Genomic DNA, 13,253 nt, shown 5'->3' on the forward strand with positions numbered 1-13,253 from the left:
TGCCGCGCAGGCCGGCCACTAAATCTGCATGTTCATGATTTCGGAGTAGGCCGACACCAGCCGGTTCCTGACCTGCAGCGTCGCCTGGAAGCCGATCTGCGCCTTCTGCATCGAGACCATGGTCTCTTCCAGACTGACGGTCGGATTGTCCAGTTGCACCTCGCGCTGCATGCGCGCGGCCTCGTTCTGCTGGGCGCTGACGCCCTTGAGCGCCTGCGTCATCGCGTCGCCGAAGCTGGCACCCGTAGTGGCGGCCGGCTTGGGCGCCAGCGGCGTGCCATTGACCGCCAGACCCGCGCGGGCAGCGGCCTGAGCAAAGTCGAAGGGGCGCAGCTTCATGTCCATGGGGCAGGACTTTGGCAGCAAGTCACGGCCACTAAGGGCGGAGATGCGCGGGCCGAGTCGGCCACTTCGGCGCTTTCTTGAGGGTGGCGGCACGAATAATTTGCGCCATCGCCGGATTCCCCGGCCTCCGCTGTACTCGCCCACCCGATGGACAACGCCCTGAGCGCCTCCGCTGCCGCCGCCCCGGTGATGATCACCCCGATCAACGCCCAGCCCAACTTCGTGCAGCGCCTGAACGGCCTGCCGATGCGCAGCAAGCTCACCATGGGTGTCGGCCTGCTGGCCCTGGCCGGCGCCGTGCTGGCCATCACGCTCTGGTCGGCCCAGGGCGACTACCGCCCCCTCTTCAGCGGCCTGGCCGACAAGGACGGCGGCGCCGTCATCGGCCAGCTGTCGGCCATGCAGGTGCCCTACAAGCATGAAGCCGGCGGCACCATCCTCGTACCGGCCGCCCAGGTCTACGAACTGCGCATGAAGCTGGCCGCACTGGGCTTGCCCAAGGGCGGCACCGGCAACGCGGTCGGCTTCGAGCTGATGGACAAGTCCTCCATCGGCCAGACCCAGTTCAACGAACGCCTGAATTTCCAGCGCGGCCTCGAAGGCGAGCTGACCCGCACCATCACCGCCATGTCCGACGTGGCCGATGCCCGCGTGCACTTGGCCATCCCGCAGCAGAACGGCTTCTTCCGCGAGCAGCAAAAGCCCAGCGCCAGCGTCATGCTGACGCTGCGCGGTGGCCGCACGCTGGACCGCGCCCAGATCGCCGGCATCGTCCACCTCGTTTCCAGCAGCGTGCCCGAACTGCACCCCAAGGCCGTCAGCGTGCTGGACCAGACCGGCGCCCTGATCTCCCAGACCGGCGCGGACAGCGCCACCGGCCTGGACAGCCAGCAACTGCTCTACAAGCAGCAGGTCGAAGCCGGCCTCAACAAGCGCATCTTCGAATTGCTGGAGCCCGTGGTCGGCCGCGACAACCTGCGCTCCAGCGTCACCGCCGACGTGGATTTCTCGCAGACCGAGGCCACCGCCGAGGAATACCGTCCCAACCAGGGCGCCAACACCCAGGCCGCGGTGCGCTCCAGCCAGAGCAACGAGAGCAACAACGCCAGCAACGCCACGCCCACCGGCGTGCCCGGCGCGGCCACCAACCAGCCCCCCGTGCCGGCCACCGCGCCCGTCAACGGCGCCAGCGCCCCGCTGCAGGCCGCCCAGGGGGCGCAAAGCAACGGCAACAGCCGCCGCGAGCAGGTCACCAACTACGAGCTGGACAAGACCGTGCGCGTCACGCGCGGCTCGGTCGGCAACGTCAAGCGCCTGAATGCGGCCATCGTCGTCAACCACCGCTCGGTGACCGACGCCAAGGGCAAGACGACGCAGCAGCCGGTCTCGGCCGACGAAATCACCCGCCTGACCGACCTCGTCAAGGAAGCCATGGGCTTCAGCGCCGACCGCGGCGACTCGGTCAAGGTCATCAGCGCCCCCTTCGTCGTCGACAAGACCGAGCCCGCCGACGTGCCGGTCTGGAAGCAGCCCTGGCTGCTGGACATCGCCCGCAGCGCCATCGTGCCGCTGGCCTTCGTCGCCATCGCGCTGATCGCCGTCTTCGGCATGATCCGCCCCGCCATCAAGGCCGCCGCGCCGCTGCCGCCGGAAGACAAGCCCGAGACCGTGGACGAAGTCGTCGACGACGAAGAGCTGCTGCCAGGCGCCGCCGGCATGCCGCGCCTGGAGGCACCGGTGCACAACGAGAAACTCGACCGCGCCCGCGCCCTGGCCCGCGACAATCCGGTCGCCGTCGCCAATATCGTGCGCGACTGGATGGCCGGCGAGACGGCCGCCTGATTCAGAGCTGAACCATGGATGACAAGGGCATAGAGAACGCTGCAATCCTGTTGATGTCGCTGGGCGAAGAAGAAGCCAGCGAGGTCTTCAAGCATCTGTCGCCGAAAGAGGTGCAGGCGCTGGGGGAGCAGATCGCCAAGCTCAAGGTCATCAAGCGGGCCCAGGTCGAGACCGTGCTCGACAAGTTCGACGCCGTCGCCGAAACCCAGAGCACCCTGGTCACCGATACCGACGAATATGTGCGCGCCGTGCTGCGCAAGGCCCTGGGCGAAGACAAGGCCAACCTGCTGCTGGACCGCATCCTGCAGGGCAGCGATGTGTCGTCCATCGAGAGCCTGAAGTGGATGGACGCCGCCAGCGTGGCCGAGCTGCTGCGCAACGAGCACCCGCAGATCATTGCCGCCATCCTGGCCCACCTGGACTTCGACCAGACCAGCTCTGTGCTGAAGATGTTCACCGAGCGCGGCCGCAACGAAGTGCTGATCCGCATCGCCACGCTGGACGGCATCCAGCCGACCGCGCTGAAGGACCTGAACGAAGTGATGAGCCAGATCCTGGCCGGCGGCGAGCGCATGAAGAAGAGCTCGCTGGGCGGCGCCAAGACGGCCGCCGAGATCATCAACATGATGGGTTCCAGCGTCGAGGCCTCGGTGTTGGACTACATCCGCGAGGCCGACTCCGACCTGGCGCAGAAGATCATGGACAACATGTTCACCTTCGACGACCTGAACAAGATCGACGACAAGGGCATCCAGTCCATGCTCAAGGAAGTGCAGAGCGAGAGCCTCATCGTCGCGCTCAAGGGCTCCAGCGCCGACCTGCGCGAGAAGATCTTCCGCAACATGTCCACCCGCGCCGCCGAGACGCTGCGCGAGGACCTCGAGACCCGTGGCCCGGTGCGGCTGTCGGAGGTCGAGGCCGAGCAGAAGGAAATGCTCAAGATCGTGCGCCGCCTCGTCGACGAAGGGCAGATCGTGCTCGCCGGCGGCGGCGACGACCAATTCGTTTAAGGTCGCGACATGGCCACCGGTCGCCAACCCCCGCGGCAAGTCCCGCCACCCGACCGTCGCGAGACCGACCGTCGCGGCAGCTATGCCCGCTTCATCCCCGGCGAGGAGCTTCAAGGCGCCAAGGCCTGGAACCTCGACAACCTCGGCAACACCGCGCCTTCGCCGTTCGCGCCGATGCGCCCCGGCTCGCCCCAGCCACCGGCCGCTGCCGCCGCCCCTGTTGAACCGCCGCCCCCACCCGAGCCCAGCGCGCAGGAACAGCTGCATGCCGCCCGCCAGAGCGGCTACCAGGACGGCTACCGCGACGGCATGGCCGCGCTGGACGCCTTCAAGCAGAGCTTTGCCCAGCAGATGAGCAAGCAGCTCGGTGGGCTGGTGAACGGCTTCGACACCGAGATGCGCGCGCTGGAGGACGAGATGGCCGCGTCGGTCGCCCGCATCGCGGTCGAGCTGGCGCGCCAGGTCGTGCGCAGCGAGCTGGAGCAGCGCCCCGAACTGATCGCTCACGTGGCGCATGACGCCGTCGAGGCCCTGCAGCTGTCGGCCCGCCATGTGCGCGTGCGCGTCCACCCTGATGATCACCCCCTCGTGCAGGAGGGCGCTGGCAACGAGCTGCAGGCCCGCGAGGCCCAGCTCATTCCCGACCCCGAGGTGCCGCGCGGCGGCGTCAAGGTCGATGCCGACGTCGCCAGCGTCGACGCCACCATCGCGACGCGCTGGCAGCAGGCCGTCTCGGCCATCGGCCAGCAGTCGATCTGGGAAGACCGCCGGCAGGACGACGAGGAATGACCTCCGCCCGCACCGAGCGCTGGACGCGCTACCTTGCCGATCTCGAGACGCTGGCCAGCAACGCCGCGCCCATCGAATCCCAAGGCAAGCTGGTGCGCGTGGCCGGCCTGGTGCTGGAAGCCACCGGCATCAAGGTGCCGATGGGTTCGGTCTGCCGCATCCAGATGCCCAGCAGCGGCAACAACCCGCGCCGCGGCTCGGCGCCGGTGAATGCCGAAGTCGTCGGCTTCTCGGGCGACCGCGCCTATCTGATGCCCACCGACGAGGTCCAGGGCCTGTCCAGCGGCGCCACCGTCGTGCCGCGCCACCTGCCGCCGCTGGCGCCCCAGCTGGGCCAACCGCTGCACCCCTGGCGCCGCGGCGAGGACCGTGGCCTGCACCTGCCCATGGGCGACGGCCTGCTCGGCCGCGTCGTCGACCCCCACGGCCACCCGCTGGACCGCGGCGGCGAGCTGAGCGACATCCATAACGAACCCATGGTGCGGCGCCCCATCAATGCGATGGACCGCGACCCGGTGCGCACGCCGCTGGACACCGGCGTGCGTGCCATCAACGCGATGCTGACCGTCGGCCGTGGCCAGCGCCTGGGCCTGTTCGCCGGCACCGGCGTCGGCAAATCGGTGCTGCTGGGCATGATGGCCCGCTACACCCAGGCCGACGTCATCGTCGTCGGCCTGATCGGCGAGCGCGGCCGCGAAGTCAAGGAATTCATCGAGGACATCCTCGGTGACGAGGGCCGCCAGCGCAGCGTCGTCGTCGCCGCGCCCGCCGACGCCCCGCCGCTGATGCGCATGCAGGGGGCGCACTACGCCACGGCGATCGCCGAACATTTCCGCGACCAGGGCCGCCACGTGCTGCTGCTGATGGATTCGCTGACCCGCTATGCGATGGCGCAGCGTGAAATCGCGCTGGCCATCGGCGAGCCGCCGGCCACCAAGGGCTACCCACCCAGCTGCTTCGCCAAGCTGCCCCAGCTCGTGGAGCGCAGCGGCAACGGCATGCCGGGCGAGGGCTCGATCACGGCCTTCTACACCGTGCTGACCGAGGGCGACGACCCCCAGGACCCGATCGCCGACGCGGCACGCGGCATCCTGGACGGTCACATCGTGCTGTCACGCGAGCTCGCCGAGGCCGGCCACTACCCGGCCATCGACATCGAGCGCTCCGTTTCCCGGGTGATGACCAGTGTTGCACCCCAAAACCAGGTCGATTCCGCGCGTCGATTCCGCCAGCTTCTGGCGAAATACAACAAGGCCCGCGACCTCATCCAGCTCGGTGCCTACGCCCCGGGCGCGGACCCCGAGCTGGATCTGGCCGTTCGCCTGCATGCCGACATGACGCGGCTGCTGCAGCAGGACATGCACAGCCCGGCACTTCTTCACGCCAGCGTCAGCCAATTGCAGGCCGTGGTCCAAGGCGCCTAAACCTCAGGGTCCGGGCCGCCGATATCGACTGAGCGCCCGACCGCGGGTTGGGCGCTGCGCTGGAGTTTTGAATGAGTGCACCCGTCAAAGACACCCTGGGCCTGCTGCTGGAACGCGCCGAAAACGAGCGCGACGCCGCCGCACAGGCCCTGCACGCCGCCAGCAACCAGGCGCATGCCGCGCGCGCCCAGCATGGTGAACTGGCCGGCTACCGACAGGACTACCAGCAGCGCTGGACGCAAAGCTTCACCCAGGCCACGACGATGGACATCGTCGGCTGCTACCAGAGCTTTGGCCGCCGCATCGACCAGGCCGTGGACACGCAGCACCATGTCGCCAACCACGCCGACCAGCGCCAGCAGCGCGCCCGCGAGGCCCTCGGCCAGGCCGAGCTGCGCGTCGCCGCGCTGCGCCAGCTGATCGCCCGCCGCCAGGCCGAAGCGGCCAAGATCGTCCAGCGCAGCGAACAGCGCGCCGCCGATGAATTTGCCGCCCGCGCGCATCTGCGCCGCATGGCGCACGCCTGAGGAGCACCCCGCCATGCTCGCCTCCTCGCAGACCATCGCCCCCAAGCCGGCCGCCCTGCCGCCCGCCGCCCAACCCAACCTGCCCGGCAGCGGCTCGGCCGGCGGGCCGACCTTTGCGCAGTTCCTGAACGACCAGCCCACGCTGCCGCCGCCGGCCCACGCCGACCCCGTGCCGCGCGAGCCCCAGTCGGCGGCCAGCGAGCCGGCCCCGACGCCGGCTGCCGCCACGACACGCCGCCCGGCGTCGCCCGCACCGGCCAAACCCGTGCAGAACCGCACACCCGACGCGGCGGCCTCGGCCAAGCCCGACCAGGCGGCCGTCAGTGGCGAGCAAGCCGATGACGGCGGCCTTGCCAAGACCGACGCCGCGCAGGATCCCGAAACCTCCGGCCTGGATGAATTCACGCAACTGATCGGCCTGACGCCGCAGACCCTGCCTGCCCAGGCCGTGCCGGCCGCGGCGCCGCTTGCTACTGCAGCCGGCGCCGAGGCGGCGGAGAGCGACACGCCCGGCGCCAGGCATGYCGCCCGCGGCCGCGTCGGCCGCCTGGCCGACGACGAAGCCGCGGTTGCAACGCCCCGCACCGGCAGCGGCACCGACACGGCCTCGAGCGCCGCCGTCGAGCGCCGCCCGTCCGACGCTCCCGCGCGTGACACCGCGCCCCGCGCCAAGGGCATCGAGCTGGCCGCGGCTGCCGACAAGGCCGCCGCACGCAGCGCCAGCAACAGCGAAAGCCTGCAGGCGGCCGCCACAGCCAGTGGCGCCAGCACGCCGCAGGCGGCGGGCGCGGCCGAAGCCCTCCCCACCAGCTTCGCCGCCGTGCTGGCCCAGGCCATGCCGGCCACAGCCGCGGTTTCGGACGCCGCAGCGTTGAACGGCAGCGGCCAGGTGCGCGCCGCCGTGCACAGCAGCGCCTTCGCGCCCGAGCTGGGTGCGCGCGTCAGCCTGCTGGCCGTGGACGGCGTGCAGCAGGCCGAGTTGCAGCTCAACCCGGCCGACATGGGCCCGGTGTCCGTGCAGATCGTCGTCGACGGCGCCCAGGCCCAGGTGTCCTTCCATGCCGCACACGCCGAAACGCGCCAGGCGCTGGAGCAGAGCCTGCCCGATCTGGCCGCCGCGCTGCAGGGCCAGGGCCTGACGCTGTCGGGTGGTGGCGTCTTCCAGCAAGCGCCCCGCGATCCCCAGGGCGGTGATGCCGAAGCGGGCCGAAATGACGACAACCGCGGCTCGCGCAGCGCCTCGGCCGGTGCCCGCGTCGGCGCCAGCACGACCGCCGCGGCCACGCCGGCACGCCGCAGCGTCGGCCTGCTCGACACATTTGCCTGAAGCTGAAGCCGAAATAGCCACGCCGCACTCAAGCTAATCGAGGTTTGCCCGGCGGCCCCGGGGTCAATAATCGAGCGCATATGCCCTCAGCCCGTCGTGGCTGGCCTGGGCGACGACGTCTCAAGGAGTTCACATGGCGACTGCGCCGGCTGCTGCGGAACCTGCCGCGCCCAAGGGGGGCGGCAGCAAGAAGCTCATCATCATCCTGGCCGCCGTACTGGTGCTGGTGCTGGTGGGTGGCGGCGCGGCCGTCATGCTGCTCAAGAAGAAGCCGGTGGCCGAGGACGGTGAAGACGGCGCCGAAACAACCGAGACGGCGGCCAAGCCCAAGGCCCATGCCAAGAGCGACCATCCGCCCACCTTCGTGCCGCTGGACCCCTTCACGGTCAACCTGGCCGACAAGGACGTGGACCGCTTCGCCCAGGTCGGCGTCACGCTGCAGGTCGATGACCCGAAGTTCGCCGACCAGATCAAGGCCTATATGCCCGCCATCCGCAGCAATGTGCTGATGGTGCTGGCGCACAAGACCGCCGGCGAGCTGCTGACCCGCGAGGGCAAGGAAAAGCTGGCCAAGGACATCATGCGCGAGTCGGTTCGCCCCATGGGCATCGAGCTCGACGATGACGACGACCACGAAGTCGCCGGCGACGCGCCCAAGAAGAAAAAGAAGAAGAAGGCCCACGTCGAAAGCCCGGTGACGCAAGTCCTGTTCTCCAACTTCATCGTCCAGTAAGCCTGGGTCGGCAATGAATCAGCAGATCCTTTCCCAAGACGAAGTCGATGCACTGCTCCAGGGCATCACCGGCGAGAGCCAGAAGCTCGAGGCCGAGGAGGAGCAGGTCGGCGGCATACGCGAGTACAACCTCGCCAGCCAGGAACGCATCGTTCGTGGGCGCATGCCCACGATGGAAATCATCAACGAACGCTTCGCGCGCAACATCCGCGTCGGCCTGTTCAACTTCATCCGCAAGAGCCCGGAAGTCGCCATCGGCGGCATCAAGGTGCAGAAGTACTCTGCCTTCCTGCGCGAGATCGTCGTCCCGACCAACTTCAACATCGTGTCGGTGAAGCCGCTGCGCGGCAGCGGGCTCATCGTCTGCGACCCGACGCTGGTGTTCGCCGTCATCGATTCCTTGTTCGGCGGCATCGGCAAGTTCCACGCCCGCATCGAGGGCCGCGACTTCTCGCCCACCGAGCAGCGCGTCATCACCCGCATCGTCGAGGTCATCCTCGCCGAGTACCACAAGGCCTGGAAGGGCATCTACCCGCTCGAGCTGGAATACCAGCGCTCGGAGATGCAGCCCCAGTTCGCCACCATCGCCACGCCCAGCGAGATCGTCGTGTCGACGTCCTTCACGCTGGAAATCGGCGAGACCAGCGGCACCATCTATTTCTGCATCCCCTACTCGACGCTGGAACCCATCCGCGACGTGCTGTATTCCACGACGGTCGGCGACTCCTCCGAGCCCGACCGGCGCTGGATCAATCTGCTCAAGACCCAGATCCAATCGGCCGAAGTGGAACTGGTGGCCGAGCTGGGCACGGCGCCGGCCACTGTCGAGCAACTGCTGGCCTTCAAGCCAGGCGATTTCATCGAACTGGACCTGGACCCCATGATCCAGACCAAGGTGGACGGCGTGCCCGTCTTCGACTGCCACTACGGCACGTCCAACGGGCGCTACGCCCTCAAGATCGACAAGATGCTGACCGGCCCTCAAGAGAGCTGGTTGGGAGCCAAACATGAGCCCTGATTCACCCAGCCAGGAAGAACAAGACGCGATGGCGGCCGAGTGGGCCGCCGCGCTGGCCGAGGCCGCGCCCGCACCCTCGGTCGCGTCCGAAGTCGTTGCCGAGGTGCCGGAGCAGGTCTCCACGCCCAGCTTCGCCAACTTCACGCCCACCACCGGCGCGGGCCCTGGCAACGACATCAACATGATCCTGGACATCCCCGTCCAGCTGACCGTTGAACTCGGCCGCACCCGCATCCCGATCAAGAACATCCTGCAGCTGGCCCAGGGCTCGGTGGTGGAGCTGGATGCGCTGGCCGGCGAGCCCATGGACGTGCTGGTCAACGGCTATCTGATCGCCCAGGGCGAAGTGGTGGTCGTGAATGACAAGTTCGGTATCCGGCTGACGGACATCGTCACGCCCTCGGAGCGCATGCGCCGCCTCTCCAAGGCCGCATAAACGCCCTCTTCCGCTGCCACTTAGGGGGTTCGGCGGTTCAAGTCCGTCCGCAGAATGCCGAGGCATGAATGCTTCCGGCCTGCTCCCCTTCCTCTGGTTCCTCGGCATCGTCGCGCTGATCCCGGTCGCGCTGTGGCTGCTCAAGCGCACGCCGCTGGGCGGCGCGGCGGCGGCCGGCGTGCTGCGCGTCGTGGCCCAGCTGCCCACCGCCCCCAACCAGCGCATCCTCGTCGTCGAGGTCGGCCAGGGTGAGGACCGCCGCTGGCTGGTGCTGGGCGCCACCGCCCAGAACATCACGACGCTGCATGTGATGCCGCCGCAGGCCGAGCCCGTCCCACCGGCCTCGTTTGCGAAGCTGCTCAGCAAGGAGCGCGGTGATGCGGCTTAAGCAACTTTTGACGGCCGGCTTGCTGCTTGCAGCCGGCGCTGCCTTCGCACAGCAGGGCCAGACACCGCCCGCCTCGCTGCCTCTGCTGATCGGCCAGGGCGCCGGTGGCAGCTACTCGGTGCCCATCCAGACGCTGCTCTTCTTCACGGCGCTGGGTTTCCTGCCCGCGGTCATCCTGATGATGACGGCCTTCACGCGAATCGCCATCGTGCTGAGCCTGATGCGCCAGGCCCTGGGCACGCAGTCGGCGCCGCCCAACCAGGTCATCGTCGGCCTGTCGCTGTTCCTGACCTTCTTCGTCATGAGCCCGACGCTGGACAAGGTCTATGCCGAAGCCTGGCAGCCCTACAGCGCCGGCACCATCCAGTTCGACGAAGCCCTCAAGCGCGCGGAGGTGCCGATGCGCGGCTTCATGCTCAAGCAGACGCGCCAAGCCGACGTGGCCCTGTTCTCGCGCCTGGCCAAGCTGGACGCCAGCGTCAAGCCGGAAGACGTGCCCTTCAAGGTGCTGGTGCCGGCCTTCGTGACCAGCGAGCTGAAGAGCGCTTTCCAGATCGCCTTCCTGATCTTCATCCCCTTCCTCGTCATCGACATGATCGTGGCGAGTGTGCTGATGAGCCTGGGCATGATGATGCTGTCGCCCGTGCTCGTCGCCCTGCCCTTCAAGCTGATGCTGTTCGTGTTGGCGGACGGCTGGAATCTTCTGCTCGGCTCATTGGCCGCTTCGTTTGTCACCTGAGCAAGCCATGGACGCACAACAAGTCTTCACCTTCGGCCAGCAAGGCCTCTACATGATGATGCTGGTGGCCGCACCGGTGCTCATCGTCGTGCTGCTCGTCGGCGTCGTCGTCAGCGTGATCCAGGCCGCCACGCAGATCAACGAAGCGACGCTGTCCTTCGTGCCCAAGGTCGTCGCCACGGTGCTGACGCTGGCCATCGCGGGGCCGTGGATGATGACGACGCTGGTGGAGTACATCCAGCGGACGTTGATGACGATTCCGCAAGTGGTGGGCTGAATGGTTGCTTTTGCCGAGAACCTTTCGACTCGGTGCAGTGCCGCGGGAATCCGCCCCGCGAGGGCGGGTAACTTTTCTCTGACGCGCCAGAGAAAAGTCACCAAAAGAGGAGCGCTGAATGCAATCCGCACTCGAGGGGGCTCGGGCGCTCGCTTTGCTCGGACTGGAGCTCGCCCCCAAGCGACCCGCTGCGCTCTCGCTGCTGTCCCTATGACGAGTGCCCTCCATCGCCGCTTCACGCCGGTTAACGCCGGCTGCACGCCGAGCTCATCAAGGAATACCGCGTCGCCCGAGCGACGCTGCATTTGTTTTTCTGGTGAGCCCGGCGTGCAGCCGCGCGTCGGACGGACCGCCGGTCCGATGGATGCTGCTCGTGACAAGTCAGACGCGAGAGCGCAGCGGGTCGCTTCTTCCCACAACGCCATTGGTTGTTTTCGCGCGCCGCTCTTCGCGGCGTCGCGATCGTGTGCGGTTCAGCGCCTCTTCTTTGGTGACTTTCTTCTGGCGCCGCAGAAGAAAGTTACCCGGCCGCCGGGACGGACTCCCGGCACCGTGGCGCTAGCCTACTGCCACGGACACAGCACGCCCTCACGCGACAGACCCTGAACGGAGCAACAAACACCCAATGTTCTCCGTCACCGAAGCCCAACTCCTCGCTTGGCTGAACCCACTCCTGTGGCCCTTCATCCGCACGCTGGCCCTGTTCGCCGGCATGCCCACCTTCAGCCAGCGCAATGTGCCGCTGCGCCTGCGCGTCGGCCTGGCCCTCTTCATCTCGGTGGCGTCCCAGCCCTCGCTGCCGGACATGCCGGCCACACCGCTGGACTCCCTGCCCGCGCTGACGCTGCTGGTCGCCCAGCAGTTGCTGATCGGCCTGTCCATGGGCTTCGCGGTGCGCATCGTGTTCGCGGCGCTGGAGTTCGCCGGCGAAATCATCGGCCTGCAAATGGGCCTGAACTTCGCCGGCTTCTTCGACCCCAGCACCGGTGCCCAGGGCACGGCCAGCGCACGCTTCTTCGGCAGCATGGTGGCCTTCCTCTTCATCGCCATCAACGGCCATCTGCTGCTGATCAACGCATTGATCCAGAGCTTCCACGCCTTCCCGGTCGGCACCGAACCCTTCGCCTTCCTGCGCGTGGCGACGCCCCAGCAATGGGGTGCGGAGATCTTCAGCATCGGCCTGTGGATCGCGCTGCCGCTGATCACGATGCTGATGTTCGTGAACCTGGTGCTCGGCGTCATCTCGCGCGTCGCGCCGCAGATCGGCGTCTTCTCGGTCGGCTTCCCGCTGACCGTCAGCATCGGCCTGATCGGCATGGTGGCTACGCTGCCGCTGATGCAGACGCCGTTCACAGTCGCCCTGGAGCGACTGCTGGCGGCGTTCAGTTAGCTGCTGAAGGGCTTCACCGGCAGAAGTCGGCTTTGCAGCGGCTACTGACGCTCGCGGCCGGCGTTCGTAGGGCAGCAAAGTGCCCAAAGCGGAAGTTTGGGTGGCAGCTGCAGGCCTGGAGTTGTCTGGCTTGCGTCAGCCTTGGCGACACGAACTGCGCGGTGGGCTGGCTGAAGAATGCTCAAATGGAACTGGTCTTCAGCCGAAGAGCTGGGGGAATGAGCGTAATGAAATCCCGCCACTTGCACCTGTTGGTAGTCCTCGCGGCAGTGTTGTCGCCATACTCGGAAGCAGCCGAGCGGTACGCCAGGCTTGAGCCTCCTCGAGTGGACGAGAAGTTCACATCACTTATCGTTTCAGGGGTCGAATCTGCATCGACTCATCTGCGACCGCTGGCCTTTGCAAAGATTCAGGCGTCTGTTGAAAGACATAGATGCCTTCCCGGCGAGGCACATTTGTTAAAGAAGCAGGGCAGACCGTCGATCGTGCTGCTGGTCCCTTGCAAGCTCTCTTCGATCAAGGAAGCGGCACCGGAGGATCTACATGAGGGGTACTACGCATATTTGGAGTACCCGCTTGCATTTGTAGTGAATGCGGACCATGTCGCTGAAGCTGAGTTGTATATGCACGGATTTCTCTACAACACAGGGTTCGTGTCGGCCATCACTGACATAGACAACAACGGAATGCCGGAGTTCTGGCTCGCGGGAGACGTGTGTGGTGAAGATGACGGCGCTCAATGCGACAACAACGGCCTGATGGTTATGGAGTTCAACAATGGCCGCCTTCGCAATTGGGTACGTCCTAGGCTTCGGAAACGTGATTGAGCTCGTAGCAGCTGGCAATTGCTGGGCCGCCTGACCAGTTTCTCGAGCCGGCCTACTCAGGCGCCGCCGATTTCAGCTTTGGGCACATTGCTGCCCCACGACTGACGAATCCGAGCGGCAGCAGCCAGCCTGAAGCGGCCGCCGCTTGGGGCAGTTGCCACCAGCCACTTCACCCTTTCCA

Annotated in this window: 15 protein-coding genes; 14 read left to right on the forward strand and 1 reads right to left on the reverse strand. The window is 67.2% G+C overall.

Annotation, left to right across the window (positions count from 1 at the left end):
• Positions 1-18: 18 nt before the first annotated feature.
• Positions 19-345 (reverse strand): flagellar hook-basal body complex protein FliE, encoded by a 327-nt coding sequence (gene fliE / locus AC1D2H_RS10240; RefSeq protein ID WP_477937485.1) that lies wholly within the window; start codon positions 343-345, stop codon positions 19-21.
• A 147-nt stretch (positions 346-492) separates the two neighbouring features.
• On the opposite strand from fliE, the gene fliF reads away from it, so the two are divergent.
• From fliF to AC1D2H_RS10310, 14 genes are all read left to right on the forward strand, one after another.
• Complete coding sequence (gene fliF / locus AC1D2H_RS10245) at positions 493-2,187, forward strand: flagellar basal-body MS-ring/collar protein FliF (RefSeq protein ID WP_478010851.1); 1,695 nt, start codon at positions 493-495, stop codon at positions 2,185-2,187.
• Between the two features lie 14 nt (positions 2,188-2,201).
• Positions 2,202-3,197: a flagellar motor switch protein FliG gene (gene fliG, locus AC1D2H_RS10250; RefSeq protein ID WP_478010852.1), complete on the forward strand. Its 996-nt coding sequence runs from the start codon at positions 2,202-2,204 to the stop codon at positions 3,195-3,197.
• Positions 3,198-3,206: 9 nt separating this feature from the next.
• Positions 3,207-3,986 (forward strand): FliH/SctL family protein, encoded by a 780-nt coding sequence (locus tag AC1D2H_RS10255; protein ID WP_478010853.1) that lies wholly within the window; start codon positions 3,207-3,209, stop codon positions 3,984-3,986.
• A complete protein-coding gene (gene fliI, locus AC1D2H_RS10260; RefSeq protein ID WP_477937493.1) occupies positions 3,983-5,410 on the forward strand; it encodes a flagellar protein export ATPase FliI in 1,428 nt (475 codons plus the stop codon). The genes AC1D2H_RS10255 and fliI overlap by 4 nt, the downstream gene beginning before the upstream one ends.
• Before the next feature lie 71 nt (positions 5,411-5,481).
• The gene (gene fliJ / locus AC1D2H_RS10265) at positions 5,482-5,937 is read left to right on the forward strand and encodes a flagellar export protein FliJ (protein WP_478010854.1); all 456 of its coding nucleotides are present in this window, start codon (positions 5,482-5,484) and stop codon (positions 5,935-5,937) included.
• 13 nt (positions 5,938-5,950) lie between these two features.
• Positions 5,951-7,264, forward strand: coding sequence for a flagellar hook-length control protein FliK (locus AC1D2H_RS10270; RefSeq protein ID WP_478010855.1), 1,314 nt, complete (start codon positions 5,951-5,953; stop codon positions 7,262-7,264).
• A gap of 133 nt (positions 7,265-7,397) precedes the next feature.
• On the forward strand, positions 7,398-7,997 hold the full coding sequence (locus AC1D2H_RS10275) for a flagellar basal body-associated FliL family protein (protein WP_477937579.1): 600 nt from the start codon (positions 7,398-7,400) through the stop codon (positions 7,995-7,997).
• A 13-nt stretch (positions 7,998-8,010) separates the two neighbouring features.
• Entirely contained in the window at positions 8,011-9,015 is a 1,005-nt protein-coding gene (gene fliM / locus AC1D2H_RS10280; protein WP_477937581.1) for a flagellar motor switch protein FliM, read from the forward strand.
• Complete coding sequence (fliN, locus tag AC1D2H_RS10285) at positions 9,005-9,451, forward strand: flagellar motor switch protein FliN (protein WP_477937583.1); 447 nt, start codon at positions 9,005-9,007, stop codon at positions 9,449-9,451. Before fliM ends, fliN begins: the two co-directional genes overlap by 11 nt.
• A gap of 64 nt (positions 9,452-9,515) precedes the next feature.
• Complete coding sequence (locus AC1D2H_RS10290; RefSeq protein WP_477937585.1) at positions 9,516-9,839, forward strand: FliO/MopB family protein; 324 nt, start codon at positions 9,516-9,518, stop codon at positions 9,837-9,839.
• Entirely contained in the window at positions 9,829-10,578 is a 750-nt protein-coding gene (fliP, locus tag AC1D2H_RS10295; RefSeq protein WP_477937587.1) for a flagellar type III secretion system pore protein FliP, read from the forward strand. Before AC1D2H_RS10290 ends, fliP begins: the two co-directional genes overlap by 11 nt.
• 7 nt (positions 10,579-10,585) lie before the next feature.
• The gene (fliQ, locus tag AC1D2H_RS10300; RefSeq protein ID WP_477937589.1) at positions 10,586-10,855 is read left to right on the forward strand and encodes a flagellar biosynthesis protein FliQ; all 270 of its coding nucleotides are present in this window, start codon (positions 10,586-10,588) and stop codon (positions 10,853-10,855) included.
• Positions 10,856-11,480: 625 nt separating this feature from the next.
• Positions 11,481-12,245 carry a flagellar biosynthetic protein FliR gene (gene fliR / locus AC1D2H_RS10305; protein WP_478010856.1) on the forward strand — a complete coding sequence of 255 codons (765 nt, stop codon included), beginning with the start codon at positions 11,481-11,483 and terminating at the stop codon, positions 12,243-12,245.
• A 185-nt stretch (positions 12,246-12,430) separates the two neighbouring features.
• Positions 12,431-13,072: a hypothetical protein gene (locus AC1D2H_RS10310; protein WP_477935875.1), complete on the forward strand. Its 642-nt coding sequence runs from the start codon at positions 12,431-12,433 to the stop codon at positions 13,070-13,072.
• Positions 13,073-13,253: the final 181 nt, after the last annotated feature.

Source organism: Roseateles sp. P1_C1_2 (assembly GCF_056406535.1).